This window comes from Mesorhizobium sp. NPDC059054 (assembly GCF_042739215.1).
Taxonomy (GTDB): domain Bacteria; phylum Pseudomonadota; class Alphaproteobacteria; order Rhizobiales; family Rhizobiaceae; genus Mesorhizobium.
The window spans coordinates 470,682-488,627 of the sequence record NZ_JBHYHV010000004.1 but is presented as its reverse complement, the minus strand read 5'-3'; the positions used below and the strand labels follow the sequence as shown (position 1 = coordinate 488,627).

Sequence of the window (17,946 nt, the reverse complement as noted above, 5' to 3'; positions counted from 1 at the left end):
GATTTTTCTGCTACCGACACCAGCGATGGACGGTCAGCGCAATGGCCTTGGTGCAGTCGATCAGGTCGCGCACCGAGACACGCTCGTTTGGCTGATGTGACTGCGCCGGATCGCCGGGACCGAAATTGACGGTCGGCGTGTGGCCAAGCCCGGTCGGCAGGCCGATATCGCTGTGCGCGCCGAAGCCTGACAGTTTTGGTGACAGCCCTGCGATTCCGACTGCGCCCTGGAAAGTCTGCACGAAGGGATGGTCGGCCGGCACCTCCGCGCAGTCCGCGTCGAGGATCCATTCCACCCGCGCCGGATGCGCGCGCAGGTACGGGTCGGCCTGGCAGACATTGGCAACATGCTCCTCGATCTCGCGCTTCACCTTGCCGCCCAGGGCGAACTCGTCCTTCTCGTGCGGCAGGTATTGGGCATCGATGATGATCTCGGCGCGGCCGGCGGTGGAGGAAGGGTGTTCGCCGGCGTTGATCTGCGTCACCATGATCTGGTTCGGCATATCCATGAGCGGATGCGTCTTCTTGGGGTCGAACATCCAGCGGCGGTTGAGGATGTCGATGCCGTCGAGCATCTGTCGGCACAACTGCACCGCGTCGACGGGTCCGCTCGAATACCACGCATTGGGCGTTAGCTCGGCGTGGCCGCCGATGCCGTCGAGGACGATGCGTCCCCATAGGATGCCATGGCACAACGGCGCGATGCGGTTGGCCGTTGGCTCGGTCATGATGCCGGCATCGGCCCGGAAACCGCGATCGACCATGGCGAGCGAGCCCATGCCACCGATCTCCTCATCGACCACGGTGGTGAAGACGACATCGCCGGAAAGCGGGATATCGAGTTCCTTCAGGATCTCGACCGCCATCAGCATGCAGGCGACGCCGCCTTTCATGTCGACGGTGCCGCGGCCATGCAGGAAGCCGTCCTTCAGCACGGGTTCGAACGGATCGGTCTGCCAGTGCTCGCGCGCACCCGGCGGCACGACATCGATATGACCGGTCAGCATGATCGACTTGCCGCCGCCGGTGCCTTTCAGCGTTCCGCCGAGATTGGGGCGACCTTCGAAGGTGCGGCCCTTATTGGCGCCGGGACGTCCCTTGTATTTCTCATAGAGAGCCGGGCCGTCCGGATCCCACAGATCCGTGGTGAAGCCAAGCTTCTCCAGCCGTTGCTGCAGATAGAGCTGGCAGTCGCGTTCGCCAGGGCCTGCCTTGGTGGGGTCGGACATGACGATCGAGGGGAAGGAAACCAACGCGCTCAGCGTCTCGACGATGCGGTCGCTGCGCGCTTCCACCTGATCTGCAATTCTTTCTTCGATGGACGCCATCAATCATCTCCAGCGTTGTGAAAGGCGGTCGGCGAGAAGCACGAAGATCAGCAGCGCGCCGACGATGCCGACCTGCCAGACCGTGTTGACGTTGAGCTGCAGCAGCCCGGTTTTGAGAGTGACCAGCAGGACCACGGCGGCGAGAACGCCGCCGACGCCGCCCCGGCCACCGAAGATCGCGATGCCGCCGAGCATGGCCGCGGTCAGCGATTCCAGCTCGAGGTTCTGGCCGATATTGGGCCGTCCGCTGCCGAACCACGCCAGCGACACCAGCCCGGCAACGCCGGCGAGCATTCCGCTCAGTCCGTAGAGGATGAGACGCGTGCGATCGACCGGAATGCCGACGAGCCGCGCGGACCGTTCGTTGAAGCCCATGGCATAGATCCAGCGGCCCCAGGCGGTGAAGACGAGTACGATACCGGCCAGCACGAAGGCAGGCAGAGCCGCCGAGACGAATGGCAGCGGCACGCCGCCCAAGGTGCCGCGCCCCCACGGCAACAGCCATTGCGGCACGCCTGGCTGGGGAGCGCCTCCGGTAAGCGCCAACGCCAGGCCGGAATAGGCGAAGAAGGTTCCCAAGGTGGCGATCAGCGGTAGGATGGCGAGCCGCGTGACCAGCAGGCCGTTGAAAAGGCCAAGCAGCAGCCCCGCAACGATGCAGGCGACCGGCAGGAGCAAGGGCGGCATTCCCGCCTTGAGCGCCAGCATGGCGAGGATCGCCGAAAGGGACACACTGCCGCCGACCGAAAGGTCGATGCCGGCACCACCCGCAAGGATGACCAGCGCCTGGCCGAGCGCGGCAAGCGCCAGGATCGTCGAGAACTGGAGGACGGTGGTGACGGTAGCCGCGCTCAGGGCCGTAGGCTTGAGCACGAACAATCCGACAAGGACCACCACCCACAATGCGGCCAGGATCGCCAGCACCAGCGCCGGCCCGTGAAGACTGCGCAATCGGCTCATCTGCTGGCCCATCCCAGTTTCGAGAAAGACAAACGACCGGCCAGGACTTCGAGGCTGAGCACGGCGATCAGCAAACCGCCGGTGACGACCGTCTGCCAGAGCGACGGGACCCCGATCAGCAGGAGACCGTTCTGCAGGATGCGCAACAAAAGCACACCGAGCACGGTTCCGATGAGGGAGCAGCGTCCGCCTAGGATGCTGGTCCCGCCCAGCACCACCGCTGCGATCGCGTCTAGCGCCAGCGTGCTGCCGGTGCTCATCTCGACGTTTCTATAGGTCGCGACATAGAAGGACGCCGCAAGCCCGGCCAGCATGCCGCTGATGACAAAGGCCGCAAAGCGCACCTTGATCACGGAGATGCCGGAGAGCCTCGCCTTATCCTCGGAATTGCCGATGGCAAGCAGATGCAGACCGAAGGGCGTGCGCCGCAATGCCAGCCACACGGCAAGGTAAGCCAAGGCGATCATCCAGAACGAGAGCGGCACGCCGGCGAGGCCGGCGCCGAGCATTTCGGTGAGACCTGTCGGCAGGCCGGAAAGCCACTGTCCGCCCAGCACGACGAATATCGCCGTGCGATAGATCCCGAGCAGGCCGAGCGTGCCGACAATGGCCGGGATACGGCCGAGCACCACCACCGCCGCCGTCACGAGGCCGAGCAGTGCGCCTGTCAGAGGCCCGATCACGGCGGCAAGGGCCGGATCGAGGTCGGCACCCAAGGCACGGCCGACCGCGATGGCCGACAGGCCCATGACGACACCGATCGAAACGTCGATGCCGCCCATGGCAAGCAGCAGCGTCATGCCGAGACCGATCAGCAGCAGCTCGACGCTGTTGCGCATGATGGTCGCGGCATTCTCCGGCGTGGCGAACACCGGCGACACTGACGCAAAGGCGATGGTTATGACCACGCATGCCGCGAGCAGGATAAGCTCGCGGCCCGTCAGCATGGACATGGCCCGGTTCAGACGGCGCATGGGTTCTCCCGCGTCAGAAGTCGAACTTGTCGACATTCTCGGCCGTGAAGATCGCCGGCGGGCCAAGCAGCAGGATGCCCTTTTCGGCATCATAGGTGACCGGTTCGGCAAAACCGGGCACGGTGTTCGAGGCCTCGAACTTCTTGCCGTCGATCAGCTGCTTGCCAGCCCATACGGTGAGATAGCCGAGCTGCGAGGGATCCCACAGCACGCTGAAGCCGAAGGCACCGCTCTTGATGTAGGAACGCGCGGTGTTGGGGCTGCAGTAGCCAGTGCCAACCACCTTGCCGATCTTGCCGGCGGTCTCAATGGCCTGCGCCACACCGGGACAGGTGCTGGACGCCACCGCGATCAGGCCCTTCAGGTCGGGATTGGCGGCAATCAGGTCGCTCGATATCTGTGCGGCGCGCTGGGCTGTTCCGCCGGCGAATTGCGGTTCGAGCAGGACCAGCTTGGGATATTTTTCCGCCGCCCGCTTCTTCATGAACCCGATCCAGGCGTTCAGGTTGGTTGCGGTCGCCTCGCCCGAAACGATGCCGACCTTGGCATCGTCACCAACCCGCTTGACCAGTTCGTCGACGATGGCATAGCCGAGCCCTTCATCGGTAGCCTGCGCCACATAGACGGCGCGGCCGCTGTCGGGTGCATCGCTGTCGCTGGTGAACAGCTTGATGCCCTTTGCTTCGGCCGCCTGGACGACCGGCGCGATGCTCGACGCATCGAGCACGCTGACGGAAATGGCGTTGACGCCTTCGTCGATCAGGTTCTGTACGATCTGCAACTGGTCGATCGGATTGGCGTCGACCGGGCCGGTGTAGACGAAGTCCACGCCAAGCTCGGCACCCGCCTTCTTGCCGCCGGCCTCCATCGCATTGAAATAGGGGATGCCTATGAGCTGCGGGACGAAGGCCACTTTCGGCTTGTCCTGCGCCATGGCAGCCGTGGCAACGGCAAGGATCGCCGAAGCGGCCAGGGCCCGTGCGAGATGTTTCAGCATGGTGTTCCTCTCTGGGTTGGACGTGCTGCTATTGTGCTTTTTCCAGCGCCCGCACGTCAGGGTGAGCGCCTGTTATCAGAGCGACGATTTCCTCGGGCTCGGTCTCGGCGCGCAGCCGCTCGGCCACCTTGCGCCCGCGCCGGAACACGACCATGCGATCGGCAACCTCGAAGACATCGGAAATGTTGTGGCTGATCAGCACGACCGCGCAGCCGCGCTCCGCCAGCTTGCGGATCAGGGCAAGCACCTTGCGGGTTTCGGCGACGGCAAGGGCGGCCGTCGGCTCGTCCATGATGACCAGTTTGGCATTCAGGTTGAGAGCCCGGCAGATGGCGACCGACTGGCGCTGGCCGCCGGAAAGGCTACCCACGGGCGCTTCCGGGTCCGAGATATGCGCGTCGAGCTCTTTCAGAAGCTCCGCCACCCGCTGCTTCATCTCCTTGCGTCGCAGGAACGGGACCCCAAGCACCGATTGCTTCAGCTCACGGCCGAGATAGACATTCTCCGAAATCGACAGGTTTTCCGAGAGGGCCAATTCCTGGAAAATCGTGGCGATGCCGGAGGCAGCCGCGTCCTTCGGGGAGGCGAAGGACACCGGCTGCCCCGCGACGAGGATCTGGCCTTCGCTTGGAGGGTGCGCTCCGGCCAGAACCTTGATGAAGGTGGATTTGCCGGCGCCGTTGTCGCCCAAAAGGGCGAGAACCTCTCCGGCGCGGATTTCCAGATCGACATTCGAAAGGGCCGTCAGACCGCCGAACCGTTTGGCGATACCTTTGGCAACCAGGAATGCTTCGGACATGTCTTCTCCTCCCACGTCCCGATCGGCCCTGTCAGAGCCGAGTCAGCCAGCCGAGCGCATTGCGCCACAAGGCGGTGTAGCCCGGCCAGTCCGAGAAGGATGCCGGAAGCCAGTGCGGGCTGACATCGGACATCCAGGCCAGCGTCCGGCCGTTTCCGAACGTTCCGGTGACCAGAAGCGGATGACCGCCCTGGTCCTCGGGCAGGCTGGCCAGAACCTCGATGCCCGCTTCCGGCTTCAGGCGCACCTCGTTGGCGCCGAGCAAAAGTGGCCATTTGCCATCCAATCCCTTCAGGATCGGATGGTTGCTGTTGGTGTCGACGACGGCGCTGAAACCCTCGGGCACTTCGATGCGGTCGTCGTAGGGCAGGCATTCCACCGGCAGGACATCCTCGACCGGAGTGCGGCGCCAACGCGCCCGTCCGTCGATGCCCTGGAACGAGAAATAACCGCCGATCATCGCGAGGCCGCCGCCCTGTGCGGTCCATTCCTTCAGAAGCTTGAGCCTGTTGGGCACCGTCTTGCCGTGCAGCCAGACATCGGGATGCAGAAGCAGCGACGAGGCGCCGATGTCGGAAAGCAGGATCGCGTCATAGGCGTTCAGCCCGTCGAGGTCGAAAGGCAGTTTCTCGACGGCCTCGTGCGCCGGCATGTGGGTGAGGTCGAATGCGCTGCCCTGGAGCGCTTTGATCAGCGGCTCAGCGCCGGAATGAAAGGTGACGCTGCCGAACTGGTCGAAACCTTTGAAATGGGTTGCCGAGCTCAACCAGGTCTCGCCGACGAGCAGCACTTTCTTCTTCGTGTTGGACAAGGCTTCGATCTCCCATCAATTCCATTCGCCCCATGCGGCAGCGAAATCTGAACAGGCAGACGGGTAAAGTCTTCCTGAACCGTTTCAGGTTTGTAGCCTGCAGCAACAATCGCTGTGTTGCAATAGCCTTGGTTCAAAAATTTTCCGAGATTGACAAATTGAACTGAACCGGTTCAAGTTTGATATCGGTATGAGGAGCCGAAAGCGTATGACCGACGAGGCAGCCGGATATCCACTCGCCCTTGGAAATCTCCTTCAAAAGCGCGTAGTTGACTTGGCCGGCGCGATCTTGCGCCGAGACATGGTTCGAGGCCCGCAGCAGACATGAGTGGATCGAGATCTTCGGGCAACGGCCGGCCCACCATTCGCGATGTGGCCCGCGAGGCGGGCGTTTCGATCGGCACGGTCAGCGCCGTCATCAACGAGCGTGGCCAGGTCGCGGAAGAAACCCGGCGCCATGTCCAGCGCTTCATCGCCGAGCTCGGTTTTGAGCCGAACAACACCGCCCGCAGCCTCAAGCGCCGGCGCATCTCCTCGATCGGCTTTGTCGTGCCCGATCTCGACAACCCTTTCTTCGCCGCGGTGGCGGAGGGCGTCCAGCGCGGCATAGGCGACAACGACATCCTGTTGATGCTGTGCATCACCTGGTCGCAGACCGAGCGCGAGGAGTATTTCGCGCGCATCCTGCGCACGCAGCGGCTGGACGGCGTCATCTATCTGACCGGCACCGGTTTTCCCAGTTCCTCGCTTCTGGAGCTCGCCCGAGCCGGATCGGTCGTCTTTGTCGATGAAGTGCTGCCCGGCATCGACGTGCCTTTCGTGTCGAGCAGCAATCTGGCCGGCGCACGCGCCATCGCCAGGCATGTCATCGATCAGGGTCACAGGCGGATCGCCATCGTCGGTGGCCCGCCGCGGCTGTGGACGAGCGAGCAGAGACTGGCGGGGTTTCGCGAGTCGCTGGCGGCGGCAGGCATCGATACCGACGCGGCCCCTTACGTTGCAGGCGATTACAGCGAGCGCTCCGGTTATCTCGCGGCGGCCAGGTTTTTGGCCGGCGCGCGCCAGGAATGGCCCACCGCCATCCTGTGCGCCAACGACCTGATGGCGATCGGTGTGATGCGCTACTGCCGCGAGCACGAGATCGCCATTCCGGCAGAACTCAGCATCACTGGCTTCGACGATATCGCCGCCGCCGAATTGCTGCAGCCTTCCCTGACCACGGTGGCGCAACCGGGCCTGGATATGGGACGCGCGGCTGCCGAGTTGCTGCTCTACCGGACCGGTGTCAGGCCGGAGCCTCCGGCAACCACACATTTCCAGACCTCGGTGCGCATCCGCAATTCGGTGGCTCGACCTGCAGCTTGATAGTTTGCTCCGTGGCCTCGACCAGCGCTAGTCGATCGTCATCTTGTCGACCTCCGCATTTCCCGCGAGGATGCGCAGATACATTGGAAACATCTCCCGGCGGGCCTGCTGGTCTTCCCTGATGCCCAGCGTGTAGTAGCCGACCTGATGATAGTAGGTGATCCGGGCGCGAACTTTCGCTTCGTATGCCGGGTAGCCCATTTCGACGAAGACCTGTTCGAAAAGGCTCATCCGAAAGTCATCGATTGCGGTCAGTTTCTTGGCCACAGCCCGCGCACTGCGGGCCCAATCGCGCATCGCAGAATCGAAGTGCCAGTCGAAGTCCTTTTCCTCCAGCCACAACTTGGCCATTTCCAGATATTTTTCGGCCGCGTCGAGGTCCGGACGCCGGACGATTTCCTCGAACGGCTTGGTGTTCTGCGACTCCCAGAGCTCGATGAGCGCGGACAACACTTCGGCTCTGTTCTGGAAGTGCCAATAGAAGCTGCCGCGCGTTATCTTGAGGCGGTTGGCGATGAGATCGATCTTGACGGCGTGAACGCCCCCCTTGATGAGCGCCTCGCGCGCCGCATAGACCCAATCCATCCGCCCCAGGCGTTCCGCACGGTCTTTCTTGGGCAATGCAGCCTTGGAACGCCTGCGGCTTCGTGGTGACGCTGCGGTCATGATGTCATCTCCAGAAGAGTGACACGCTGCTAAACCATCAGCCTGAAAATCGGAACCGATTTTCGAGCTTTCCATCCCGACAGGTCGATGCGCGCGCTCGGGACAACCCGGCTGAGCGCCGTTGACAGTACAATACAGCACTGTATGGTTTTGCACATATCGAGGTGACGGCACATAGGTGGTTGTTTGCACATTTCCCGATCCGCAGACTGGAGCCTGGCCAGGCCCCGCCATCCCTGCATGACTGGAGTTGCCAGTTCATGACCCGCCGCTATTCCGCCCTTTCCTTGCTCAAGGAAGGGCTTGCCGGACAGAAGGGCTGGGAGCCCGCCTGGCGTTCGCCACAGCCCAGCAAAACCTATGACGTGATCATCGTCGGTGGTGGTGGCCATGGGCTGGCGACCGCCTATTACCTGGCGAAGAACCACGGCATCACCGATGTGGCGGTGCTCGAGAAAGGCTGGATCGGTGGCGGTAACACCGGCCGCAACACCACCGTGGTCCGCTCCAACTACTATTATCCGGAAAGCGTCGCACTGTACGGCCTGGCGCACCGGCTCTACGAAAACCTGTCGCACGAGCTGAACTACAACGTCATGTTTTCGCAGCGCGGCATGGTCACGCTTTGCCATAGCGCGGCTGAGATGGAGATCGCCGCGCGTATCGCCAACGCCATGCAGATCAACGGCACCGATGCCGAATTGCTTTCTGCGGAAGACGTGCGCCGTGTCCTGCCGATCTACAACTTCGCGCCGGAGGCTCGTTTTCCCGTCTTCGGCGGCATCCAACAGAAACGTGCCGGCACCGCTCGTCACGACGCGGTTGCCTGGGGCTATGCACGAGCGGCAAGCCGCCTGGGTGTCGACATCATACAGAATTGCGAGATCACCAATTTCGTCGTCGAAGGCGGGCGCTGTCGCGGTGTCGAAACAACGCGCGGCACCATCCGTTCTGATCGCGTCGGTATGGCGGTGGCGGGTCATTCCTCGGTGCTCGCTGCCAAGGCCGGTTTCCGTCTGCCGATCAATTCCTATGCCCTGCAGGCCTGTGTTTCGGAACCGGTCAAGCCGATCCTCGATACGGTGGTGCTTTCGCCCGGCACTGGTGTCTATGCCAGCCAGTCGGACAAGGGCGAGCTGGTCATCGGCGGGGGGCTGGACCGCGTGCCTTCCTATGGTCAGCGCGGCAATCTGCCGACGCTGGAGGGCGTGATCGCCGGTTTCCTGGAAATGTTCCCGGTCTTCGGCCAGCTCCGCCTGATGCGGCAATGGGCCGGTATCGTCGATGTCGTGCCGGATTCGTCGCCCATTATCGGCGAGTCTCCCTTGTCCGGCTTGTTCCTGAATTGCGGCTGGGGCACTGGCGGCTTCAAGGCCATTCCTGCCGGCGGCACGCTGCTTGCCCATCTGCTGGCGAGCGGCAAGCACCACGACATCAGCCGCCCGTTCGATCTCGATCGCTTCTCGAGCGGCCGGCTGCTGGACGAAGCGGCCGGCTCCGGCATCGCGCATTAGGATCCGACATCATGCAGCTTTTCACCTGTCCGTTCTGCGGACCGCGCCCCGAGACCGAATTCCACTATGGCGGCGAGCACGGCAACCTGCGGCCTGACGGCGCCGACGTAGGCGCCGAGCGTTGGGCCGACTATCTTTATATGCGCTCCAATCCCAAGGGCGCGACGCGCGAGATCTGGGTTCACATGACTTGTGGCGAGTTCTTCGCGATGGAGCGCGACACCGTCACTCACAAGCTTGCGTCATCCAGTGCGTCGGGTCTTGCGGAGCAGGGCGAATGAGTGCGCTTCGCCTTGCCTCCGGTGGCAGCGCCATTGATCGCTCGCGACCGCTTTCGTTCAGCTTCGACGGACGCACGATCCAGGCCTATGCCGGCGATACCATCGCTTCCGCGCTGCTGGCTGCGGATGTCGCGGTCGTCGGCCGCAGCTTCAAATACCATCGCCCGCGCGGCATCTGGGGCGCCGGCGTCGAGGAGCCGAACGCGCTGATCGACGTCGTCGGAAACCAGCACCGCGCGCCCAACACACGCGCCACCACCGAACCGGCCAGCGATGGGTTGATCACCCGTAGCGTCAACGCCTCGCCGAACGCGGCAGCCGACCGCAACGCCTTCCTCGACCGTTTCGCCCGCTTCATCCCGGCCGCCTTCTACTACAAGACCTTCATGTGGCCAGACTGGCACCTGTTCGAGCCACGTGTCCGCGCCATGGCCGGGCTGGGCAGAGTGGACCCGGACTGGAAGCCGATCGACTCAGCCGACCAGATCAATAGACACTGCGATGTGTTGGTTGTCGGCGCCGGTCCGGCGGGACTTGCGGCCGCGCGGTCGGCGGCCGGCTCCGGCAAATCCGTCATCCTTGTCGACGACCAGCCTCTCCCCGGCGGTTCGCTGCTGCATCGCGAAGCCGAAATCGACGGACAGCCGGCCGCGGCCTGGATCGACGCCACCATTGCCGAACTCAGCCAAGACGGTCATCCGGTGCTGACCTCGACCACTGCCTTCGGCATCTACGATCACAGTCTGGTCGGGCTGAATCAGCGCCACCATGACGGCCGACCCGACACGCTGTGGCGGGTCCGGCCGGGCCAGATCGTGCTCGCCACCGGCGCCATCGAGCGGCCGCTGCCTTTTGCCAACAACGATTTGCCGGGCATCTTGTCGGCGGACGCGGCGCTCATCTATCTGCGTCGCTACGGCGTGCTGGCCGGCCGCCGCGTCGTCGTCGTCACCAACAATGACAGCGCCTATGAAGTCGCAGCCGCTGTTGCCTCGGCCGGTGCTGAAGTGACGCTCGTCGATGCGCGCACGGATAGCCGGATCGCTGTTCCGGCGAGCATAAGGAAGCTCGGTGGGCGCACGGTCGCCGCAGCGCACGGCCACATGCGCGTGGAAGCCGTCATGCTGGATGAAGGCACCGCGTTACCCTCCGACTGCGTCTTGGTTTCAGGTGGCTGGACGCCGACGGTCCACCTTTTCTGCCAGGCCCGCGGCAAGCTTGCCTGGGACGAGAACCGCGCCGCATTCCTGCCCGGCGACCCGGTCGAGGGCATCACGGTCGCCGGCGCGGCAGCCGGCGCCGTCGCATTGTCGGAGGTGTTCGCCGGTGCGGCCAAGGCGGCAGCCGGCCAGGCAGGGACATCAACGCCCCGCAGCACCGGCACCGAGGCCACTGGCGCCATCATGCCGATCTGGCCGAAAGCCGGTGCGAAAAGCCGCGTCTGGATCGACTACCAGAATGACGTGACGACCAAGGATGTGGAGCTTGCCGCGCGCGAGAACTTCGTTTCGGTCGAGCACCTCAAGCGCTACACCACGCTTGGCATGGCTACCGATCAAGGCAAGACCTCCAACCTGGCCGGTCTTGCGCTGATGGCCGACATCACCGGTCGCACCGTTCCCGAAGTCGGCACCACCACCTATCGTCCGCCATTCACGCCGGTTCCCCTGACCAGTTTCGCCGGCGCGCTCGGCGGCGAATTGATGTCGCCTGTGCGCCGGCTGCCGCTGGAAAATGTCCATCGCGCCAGCGGCGCGGTGTTCCAGGAATATGGCGGCTGGCTACGGCCCGCACACTATGGCGGGGTGGATGCAGATGCCGACGCCGTGATCCAGGACGAGGCGCGCCGCGCGCGCCGGTCAGTCGCGTTGTTCGACGGTTCGACGCTCGGCAAGATCGAAGTGATGGGGCGACAAGCAGCCGAGTTCGTCGACTTCGTCTATTACAACACCATGTCGACGCTGAAGCCCGGCCGCTGCCGCTACGGCTTCATGCTGTCGGAGAACGGCGTCGTCTTCGACGACGGCATCCTCGTCCGTCTCGACGAACACCGCTTCATCGTCTCCTGTTCCTCCTCGCATGTCGCGGCTGTGCATGCGCGGCTGGAGGAATGGCGTCAGGACCGGTTTGGCCGCGATGCCGTCTATATCCACAACGCCACCGCCGACATGGCGACGCTGACCGTATCGGGACCGAAGTCCAAGGCGCTGGTCGCAGCGCTCGAGCTCGGTGTTTCGCTCGACGATGGCGAGCTGCCGCATATGGCAGTCGCCGCAGGCAGGTTCGGCGGCGATGCGGTGCGCGTCGCACGCGTGAGCTTTACCGGCGACCGCAGCTACGAGATCTCGATCCGGGCCGACCGGGCCGACGCACTGTGGGCCGCCATGCGGGAAGCAGGCAAGGCGTTCGATGCCGTCACCATGGGCCTCGAAGCGATGACGTTGCTGCGTGCCGAGAAGGGCTACATCGTCATCGGCAAGGACACCGACGGCACCACGATGCCGCACGATCTCGGCGTCGACGGCCCGCGTCAGAAGCGCGGCACCGACTATGTTGGGCGTCGCTCGCTGTTCACCGAGGTCGCGACGGCGGAGCGCCGCCTCCAGTTCGTCGGTCTGAAAGTGGCCGACGGCGAGGCATCGCTTGCCACCGGCGCCCATGCCATCGCAAGGGCGGAAGGAACCGTGCGCAGCCAGGGCTTCGTCACCTCCAGCTACCAGAGCCCTACCTTGCAGCGGCCGATCGCGTTGGCGCTGATCGAATGTGGCGCCTCGCGCCATGGCGAGACGATAGACCTGCAGCATCTCGGCATGTTGCGGCGCGCGACGATCACCGGTCCGTGCGCCTTCGATCCGACGGGAGAACGGCTCAATGCGTGACCTTGCCCAGAAATGGACGCCAATGCCGGACTGGCATGAAGCCGTCATCGAAGTGCCTGGCCTGACCGTCCGCACGCGCATTGGGCTGAACCAATATCTGGTCAGCGGCGACCTGGATGCCTGGAGCAGCGTTTCGGGTCTGCCCGCGCATGGAGCAGGGGCCTTCGGCAAGGCGGAAGGGGAGCGCTATTCAGTGCAGGCCGCGCGCGACCGGCTGCTGGTGGTTTCCACCGCACAACTCGACATGGAAAACGGCTGGCACGAACAGGGTTTCGGCGTGACGGCAATCAGCGCGGGCTTGCACGTCTTCGAAGCTGAAGGTCCGGCAGTGGCGGATCTGATCGCACGCGCGACGCCGCTCGATCCTCGCGCGGCGAGCGCCTCGGCGGCCATGTCCTTCGGCGGCGTCAGCGCGGTCTTATACCATCATGAAGCCGCGCTGCGCATCCATGTCGACCGCAGCCTGGCGACCTATCTTTGGACGTGGATGGAAACGGCAGCAGCAGCGATCGAGGCGACCGGCAAGGATCGCTGAACGCGCCTTGTTGCTCTTTGTGACGCCACGAGACCGTCGGCTTGTCTGGTTCAAGCGCCCCTGGGATCCATACCACGATGGAGGACGCATCTTGCAGTGTATGATCCATCTGGGCCAAATGTCCGGTCATGGTTCGTCGCTATTACAACCTCCCTTCGCTGATCGCGCTCGCGGCTTTTGAAGCGGCCGCGCGCCATCTCAGCCTCACCAAGGCGGCTGAGGAACTCAACGTCACGACCGGCGCCGTCTCCAAGCAGATCCGCATGCTGGAGGATGAACTTGGCAATCCGCTGTTCCTGCGTCGGCACCGCGCGCTCGAGCTGACCCGTGAGGGAGAAACGCTGGCGACTGCTCTCAACGAGGGGTTCGAGCGGATTTCTTCCACCTTTCGTCAGGTCAAGAGCTCGGGTGGGCAATCCAGTGTCACCATCGGCTGTACCATGGCGATGGCGCATCTGTGGCTGATGCCGCGCATGAGCGCCTTCTGGGGCGGCCATCACGATATCGCCGTGGACCATGTGATCTCCGATCATCCGCGCGGTCTCGACCGTCCCGACATCGATCTCAGGCTTCGTTATGGCAGCGGCGAGTGGCCGGACGAACTGTCGGCCAAGCTCTATGACGATCGCATCTTCCCGGTCGCCAGCCCGGACTTCGCTCGCCAGCATGCCGTCAAGACGCTCGACGACCTGGCCGAGCTCCAGCTGCTGTCCGTGGAAGGCATGGACTGGAGCTGGACCACCTGGGCGGACTTCTTTCGCGAGCTCGGCTCACCGAACCGGCGTCTCAACGTGCGGCGTTTCAACAGCCACGTGATCGCGCTGCAGGCCGCCCGCAGTGGGCAGGGGGCGGTGCTGGGCTGGTCAAGCCTGGTGACGCCACTCATCGAAAGCGGCGATCTGGTGCAACTCGGCTCCGCTGAGGTGGCAGCGCCGCATTCCTACTTCGTCACCTGGAGTGCACGCCGGCCGCTCAGCCGTCCGGCAGAGCTGTTGCGGGACTGGCTGCTTACGCTTGATGGTTGAGTTGAATTCAAGCGAACAGGGTTCCTTATTCGCTTGAACAACCAGGTTGCAACGCGTTTCCTTTGCCAAAGGGAGAACGTCAGGCATGAATGTTGCGACTGTTGCAGAGGTCGGCCAGGGTGGGGAAACGCCGGCTCCACACCGCCGTGGCGGCGGGCGGGTCGGGCGCAAGGCGCTGAGAAGCGCCGCCCTCCCGGCACTGCCTACGCTGGTTCGCCAGATCCCCGCTTATGAGATCGTCCCCGACGAGGCTGTCGAGCTGATTCACCAGGAATCGCTTTCCATCCTCGAAGAGATCGGATGCGAATTCCGGGACGACGAGGCGATCGCGCTGTGGCGGCAGGCCGGAGCCGATGTTTCCGGCACGCGGGTCCGGCTTGACCGCGCGCTCTTGATGGATCTGGTGTCGAAGGTTCCCGCCGAATTCACGCTGAACGCGCGCAACCCCGAGCGCACGGTGCGCGTCGGCGGCAAGAATTCCATCTTCGTGCCCATGTATGGCGCGCCTTATGTGCGCGATCTCGACAACAACCGGCGTTACGGCACGCTTGCCGACCTGCAGAATTTCCACAAGCTCGCCTACATGGCGCCGGCGCTGCATTCGTCGAGTTCGATCATCTGCGAGCCGATGGAGATCCCGGTGCCGAAGCGGCATCTCCACATCATCCACTCGGCCCTGAAGCACTCCGACAAGCCGTTCATGGGCATCGTGACGTCGAAGGATCGCGCCGAGGACACGATGGCCATGGCCGGCATCGTGTTCGGCGAAGACTATGTCCGCGACAATCCGGTGCTGGTGTCGATCACCAACTGCAACTCGCCGCTGGTGTGGGACGCAACCATGCTCGATGCGATGAAGGTCTATGCCCGGCACAACCAGCCGCTGATCCTGGCCCCCTTCGCTTTGTGCGGCGCTTCGACATCGGCCTCGTCCGTGGGTGCCGTGGCGCAGGTCAATGCCGAGGCGCTGGCGGGCGTCGCCTTCACACAGCTGCTGCGTCCCGGTTCGCCGCAGATCTATGGGCAATTCATGGTCGCGGTGGATATGAAAACCGGTGCTCCCATGGGCGGCACGCCGGAAGCCGCCCAGATGATGTACCTGATGGGTGCGCTCGCCCGGAAATACCGGTTGCCCTGGCGCACATCCGGTTTCCATGTCGGCTCCAAGCTGAACGATGCCCAGGCGGGCTATGAAGCAAACATGCTGATGCATGCCGCGATCCTGGCCGGCGCCAACTATATCTGGCACTCCGCCGGCTGGCTGGAGGCCGGGCTGACCTGCGGCTATTCGAAGTTCGCTACCGACTGCGAGCAGCTCGTCGGCTGGTACAAATATGCCGGCGGGGTGCCGTTCGAGGATTTCAAGGACGCGATGGCGGCGGTCCGCGAAGTCGGGCCGGCCGGCCATTTCCTCGGCACCCAGCACACGCTCGATCATTTCGAGACGGCCTTCTTCAGCCCCAGCATCATGGATTTCAATTCCTACGAGCAATGGAAGGCCGAAGGGGCAAAGGACCATGATGCGCGCGGCCTCGAGAAGGCACGCAACATGCTGGCCGATTACGAGGAGCCGAAACTCGACGAAGGCATCGCCGAGGCGCTTCAGGACTTCATCGCGCGGCGCGAGGAAAGGCTTCCGGATACCGTCAATTGAAACAGATGATCTCAGCGTCACGAATCGGCATGATCTGGCCGCAGTTTCCTTTCAGGTTCAGGCAGGCCGCCACATGACGTCGTTGACAAACGATCCTCTTCTTCAGCCTTACCGTCTGAAGCACCTTGTGCTGAAGAACCGGGTGATGTCGACCAGCCACGAGCCGGCCTATTCGGAAGACGGGATGCCGAAGCAGCGCTACCGGCTCTATCATGCCGAGAAGGCCAAGGGCGGCATGGCGCTGACGATGACGGCGGGTTCGGCCATCGTGTCGCGCGACAGTCCGGCTGCCTTCGGCAATCTACACCTTTACGACGATGCCATCGTGCCCTGGCTGGCTGAGCTTTCCGATGCCTGCCACGAGCACGATTGCAAGGTGATGATCCAGATCACCCATCTCGGCCGCCGCACCGGTTGGAACAAGGCCGACTGGCTGCCGGTGCTCTCGGCCTCGCCGGTGCGAGAGCCGGCCCACCGCGCCTTCCCGAAGACGGCGGAAGACTGGGACATCGAGCGCATCGTGGAGGATTATGCGGCGGCCGCCCAGCGCTGCCGGGCCGCTGGCCTCGACGGCATCGAGTTCGAGGCCTATGGCCATCTCATCGACGGCTTCTGGTCGCCGGCCACCAACCATCGCGACGACGACTTCGGCGGCTCGCTGGAGAACCGGCTGCGCTTCACCGATATGGTGCTGGACGCGGTGCGGACGGCTGTGGGCCAAGACTTTATCGTCGGCGTCCGCATGGTGGCGGACGAGGATTTCGCCGCCGGCCTCTCGAAGCAGGAGGGCGTCGAGATCGCATGCCGGCTGGCGAATTCGGGCAAGGTCGACTTCCTCAACATCATCCGCGGCTCGATCGAGACCGATGCCGCGCTTGCCAAGGTCATCCCGGTAACGGGGATGCGCTCTTCGCCACATCTCGACTTCGCCGGTGAGGTGCGGGCGGCAACGAAATTCCCGACCTTCCATGCCGCGCGCATCCAGGACGTGGCGACCGCGCGCCATGCGATCGCCAGCGGCAAGCTCGACATGGTCGGCATGACGCGCGCCCACATCGCCGACCCGCACATCATGCGAAAGGTCATGGAGGGCCGTGAGCATGAGATCCGCCCTTGCGTGGGCGCCACCTACTGCCTGGACCGAATCTACGAAGGCGGCGAGGCATTGTGCATCCACAACGCGGCGACGGGGCGGGAGGCGACGATCCCGCATATCATCGCCAGGACGGATGGAGCGCTCGAACGCATCGTGGTGGTCGGCGCCGGTCCGGCGGGACTGGAGGCCGCACGTGTGGCGGCTGAACGCGGCCACAAGGTGACGGTGTTGGAAGCGGCCTCGCAGGCCGGTGGGCAAATCCGGCTCGCCGCACAGAACCCACGCCGCAAGGAACTGATCGGCATCATCGACTGGCGGCTTGCTGAACTCGAGCGGCTCGGCGTCGATATCCGCTACGATGTCTGGGCCGAAAGCGAGGATGTGCTGGCGCTGGAGCCGGACGTGGTCGTCATCGCCACCGGCGGCATTCCGCAGAACCCGCCGCTGGAAGCGGGCGAGGATCTGGTCACCTCGAGCTGGGACATCGTCTCCGGCGCCGTGAAGGCGGCTGAAAACGTGCTGCTCTACGACGACAATGGCGGCCACCAGGGCATGACCGCTGCGGAACTCATCGCCAATCAAGGCGCGAATCTCGAGCTGGTCTCGCCGGAGCGCTTCTTCGCGCCGGAAATGGGCGGGCTGAATCATGTGCCTTATATGGGGGCCTTCCATCGAAAGGGCGTGACGATCACCATCAACACGCGCCTGCGCGCGGTCAAACGCGACGGCAACCAGCTGGTGGCGACGCTGGGCTCGGATTTTGCCGACGGGTGGCAGGCGACGAGGCTGGTGGATCAGATCGTGGTCGAGCATGGCACGGCGCCGCTCGACGAGCTTTACCTGACGCTGAAGCCACTTTCGACCAATAGAGGAGCGGTCGACTACGAGCGGCTGGTCAAAGGCGGCGACATCTTTCCGCACCGCAACCCGGCGGGCGGCTTCGTCCTCTACCGCATCGGCGATGCTGTCGCCTCGAGGAACATTCATGCCGCCGTCTATGACGCCGTGAGGTTCACGCTGAGAACATGAGGCGCTGCACGAAGGTCCGCGCCGCGCCAGCAAA

The 17,946-nt window shown here is 64.0% G+C and carries 15 protein-coding genes; 8 read left to right on the top strand and 7 right to left on the bottom strand.

What is annotated here, in order from left to right; genetic code table 11:
* Positions 1 to 10: 10 nt before the first annotated feature.
* From ACFWXH_RS19590 to ACFWXH_RS19565, 6 genes are read right to left on the bottom strand one after another with little or no spacing between them, the layout of a single operon-like run.
* Entirely contained in the window at positions 11 to 1,327 is a 1,317-nt protein-coding gene (locus ACFWXH_RS19590) for a M20 family metallopeptidase (protein ID WP_379122981.1), read from the bottom strand.
* Positions 1,328 to 1,330: 3 nt separating this feature from the next.
* The gene (locus ACFWXH_RS19585) at positions 1,331 to 2,287 is read right to left on the bottom strand and encodes an ABC transporter permease (protein ID WP_379122979.1); all 957 of its coding nucleotides are present in this window, start codon (positions 2,285 to 2,287) and stop codon (positions 1,331 to 1,333) included.
* Positions 2,284 to 3,261, bottom strand: coding sequence for an ABC transporter permease (locus ACFWXH_RS19580; protein ID WP_379122977.1), 978 nt, complete (start codon positions 3,259 to 3,261; stop codon positions 2,284 to 2,286). The genes ACFWXH_RS19585 and ACFWXH_RS19580 overlap by 4 nt, the downstream gene beginning before the upstream one ends.
* A gap of 13 nt (positions 3,262 to 3,274) precedes the next feature.
* Positions 3,275 to 4,258 carry an autoinducer 2 ABC transporter substrate-binding protein gene (locus ACFWXH_RS19575; protein ID WP_054309817.1) on the bottom strand — a complete coding sequence of 328 codons (984 nt, stop codon included), beginning with the start codon at positions 4,256 to 4,258 and terminating at the stop codon, positions 3,275 to 3,277.
* A 28-nt stretch (positions 4,259 to 4,286) separates the two neighbouring features.
* Positions 4,287 to 5,057, bottom strand: coding sequence for an ATP-binding cassette domain-containing protein (locus ACFWXH_RS19570; protein WP_379122975.1), 771 nt, complete (start codon positions 5,055 to 5,057; stop codon positions 4,287 to 4,289).
* A 31-nt stretch (positions 5,058 to 5,088) separates the two neighbouring features.
* The gene (locus ACFWXH_RS19565) at positions 5,089 to 5,868 is read right to left on the bottom strand and encodes a glutamine amidotransferase (RefSeq protein WP_379122973.1); all 780 of its coding nucleotides are present in this window, start codon (positions 5,866 to 5,868) and stop codon (positions 5,089 to 5,091) included.
* Positions 5,869 to 6,192: 324 nt separating this feature from the next.
* Between ACFWXH_RS19565 and ACFWXH_RS19560 the strand changes: the two genes are divergently transcribed.
* A complete protein-coding gene (locus ACFWXH_RS19560; RefSeq protein ID WP_379122971.1) occupies positions 6,193 to 7,233 on the top strand; it encodes a LacI family DNA-binding transcriptional regulator in 1,041 nt (346 codons plus the stop codon).
* A gap of 27 nt (positions 7,234 to 7,260) precedes the next feature.
* Here the strand turns inward: ACFWXH_RS19560 and ACFWXH_RS19555 are convergent, their stop codons facing one another.
* Positions 7,261 to 8,091: a TetR/AcrR family transcriptional regulator gene (locus tag ACFWXH_RS19555; protein ID WP_379122969.1), complete on the bottom strand. Its 831-nt coding sequence runs from the start codon at positions 8,089 to 8,091 to the stop codon at positions 7,261 to 7,263.
* A gap of 68 nt (positions 8,092 to 8,159) precedes the next feature.
* Between ACFWXH_RS19555 and ACFWXH_RS19550 the strand changes: the two genes are divergently transcribed.
* From ACFWXH_RS19550 to ACFWXH_RS19520, 7 genes are all read left to right on the top strand, one after another.
* A complete protein-coding gene (locus ACFWXH_RS19550) occupies positions 8,160 to 9,413 on the top strand; it encodes a sarcosine oxidase subunit beta family protein (RefSeq protein WP_379122967.1) in 1,254 nt (417 codons plus the stop codon).
* An 11-nt stretch (positions 9,414 to 9,424) separates the two neighbouring features.
* Positions 9,425 to 9,694: a sarcosine oxidase subunit delta gene (locus ACFWXH_RS19545; protein WP_054309812.1), complete on the top strand. Its 270-nt coding sequence runs from the start codon at positions 9,425 to 9,427 to the stop codon at positions 9,692 to 9,694.
* On the top strand, positions 9,691 to 12,573 hold the full coding sequence (locus ACFWXH_RS19540; RefSeq protein ID WP_379122965.1) for a sarcosine oxidase subunit alpha family protein: 2,883 nt from the start codon (positions 9,691 to 9,693) through the stop codon (positions 12,571 to 12,573). The genes ACFWXH_RS19545 and ACFWXH_RS19540 overlap by 4 nt, the downstream gene beginning before the upstream one ends.
* The gene (locus tag ACFWXH_RS19535; protein WP_379122963.1) at positions 12,566 to 13,108 is read left to right on the top strand and encodes a hypothetical protein; all 543 of its coding nucleotides are present in this window, start codon (positions 12,566 to 12,568) and stop codon (positions 13,106 to 13,108) included. Before ACFWXH_RS19540 ends, ACFWXH_RS19535 begins: the two co-directional genes overlap by 8 nt.
* A 128-nt stretch (positions 13,109 to 13,236) precedes the next feature.
* Positions 13,237 to 14,133 carry a LysR substrate-binding domain-containing protein gene (locus tag ACFWXH_RS19530; protein WP_379122961.1) on the top strand — a complete coding sequence of 299 codons (897 nt, stop codon included), beginning with the start codon at positions 13,237 to 13,239 and terminating at the stop codon, positions 14,131 to 14,133.
* An 85-nt stretch (positions 14,134 to 14,218) separates the two neighbouring features.
* A complete protein-coding gene (locus tag ACFWXH_RS19525) occupies positions 14,219 to 15,787 on the top strand; it encodes a trimethylamine methyltransferase family protein (protein WP_054309809.1) in 1,569 nt (522 codons plus the stop codon).
* Positions 15,788 to 15,860: 73 nt separating this feature from the next.
* On the top strand, positions 15,861 to 17,912 hold the full coding sequence (locus ACFWXH_RS19520) for an FAD-dependent oxidoreductase (RefSeq protein WP_379122959.1): 2,052 nt from the start codon (positions 15,861 to 15,863) through the stop codon (positions 17,910 to 17,912).
* Positions 17,913 to 17,946 lie beyond the last annotated feature (34 nt).